We start from the raw sequence: 1,414 nt of genomic DNA, 5'->3' as shown, positions 1-1,414 counted from the left end.
TGGTGTAGGTTCGCCTGCGGTAGTCACAGCGACCTCCGGCTAAGCCGGGCTGATTAAGCTGCCATGGCAGGCAACGTGATGATGGGATTATCGCTTAAACCTGAGACGCTCTCAAGCGTCATGTAACGGCATCGCTGCACGGCCCATTCATCATTCTGTTCCAAGAGGATAGCACCAACAAGACGGGTGATCGCCTCTTCGTTGGGGAAGATACCGACAACATCGGTGCGCCGCTTGATCTCGCCATTTAGCCGCTCGATCGGATTGTTGCTGTGCAACTTCGTGCGATGTTGGGCTGGGAAGGTCATGTAGGCCAGCACATCCTCCTCGGCGCTGTCCATCAGGGCAGCGAGTTTTGGCACGGTAGGGCGCAATTGATCGGCCACACTACGCCATTGGGCCTTTGCGGCCTCTGGAGTTTCCTGGGCGAAAGCGGTGGCGATGAATGCCGACACGACCCGGCGTCCGCTCTTGCCGGCATGGGCCAGCGCATTGCGCATGAAATGAACCCGGCATCGCTGCCAGGTGGCGCTGAACACTTTGGCGACGGAAGCTTTTATGCCTTCATGGGAATCGGAGATCACCAGCTTCACGCCGCGCAGACCGCGACGGGCAAGGCTGCGTAGAAAATCGGTCCAGAAGACCTCAGCTTCCGAATGACCGATCGCCATGCCGAGCACTTCGCGCCGGCCATCGCTGTTGACGCCGACGGCGATGATGACGGCGACCGAGACAATGCGACCGGCCCGCCGCACTTTGATATAGGTCGCGTCCATCCACAGGTAGGGCCAGTCGCCTTCAATCGGAAGATCGAGGAAAGCCTTCACGCGTTCATCGATCTCCACGCACAGCCGGCTAACCTGGCTCTTTGAGATACCGCTCATCCCCATGGCCTTCACCAAATCATCGACCGAGCGGGTTGAAATGCCTTGGATATAGGCTTCCTGAATGACGGCCGTCAGCGCTTTCTCCGCCAAACGACGGGGCTCCAGGAACCCGGGAAAATATGTTCCCTTGCGCAGCTTGGGGATCCGCAGCTCGACCGTGCCTGCTCGCGTCTCCCAGTCCCGATCCCGATAGCCGTTGCGCTGTGCCAAGCGCTCAGGATCTTTCTCACCATAGGCAGCGCCGGTCACACTGCCCACCTCCAGTTCCATCAGCCGCTGCGCGGCAAAGCCGATCATGTCGCGTAGAAAATCGCCGTCGGCTGTCTTCCCAACCAGGGCGTGCAGGTCCATCTTGTCAGAGATCATCGGTGGTCTCCGTAAGTTGAGCTTCGCAACTCCAACTTATCCGAAGTCCGCCGGTGACCACCCGCGAAACTGACCGGCCGCTACAGCGCTTTATCGATGAGCGCGCGTCCGGTCAGCTTCGCTAACCTTCAAAACCTACACCACCACCAGGGGCACGACCC

Annotated in this window: 1 protein-coding gene; it reads right to left on the bottom strand. The window is 59.5% G+C overall.

Annotated features, from left to right (window positions below):
• Positions 1–53: 53 nt before the first annotated feature.
• Positions 54–1,253, bottom strand: a complete 1,200-nt coding sequence (locus BMY84_RS28855; RefSeq protein ID WP_093088599.1) for an IS256 family transposase — start codon at positions 1,251–1,253, stop codon at positions 54–56.
• Positions 1,254–1,414: the final 161 nt, after the last annotated feature.

It is taken from the genome of Sphingobium sp. AP50 (genome assembly GCF_900109095.1).
Lineage (GTDB): Bacteria > Pseudomonadota > Alphaproteobacteria > Sphingomonadales > Sphingomonadaceae > Sphingobium.
The sequence above is the reverse complement of the archived record's forward strand: the minus strand, read 5'-3'. Positions and strand labels throughout refer to the sequence as shown.

What these genes read in the sequence shown, in the direction of transcription:
- BMY84_RS28855 (WP_093088599.1), bottom strand. Translation starts at nt 1,253, where the DNA reads ATGATCTCTGACAAGATGGACCTGCACGCCCTGGTTGGGAAGACAGCC.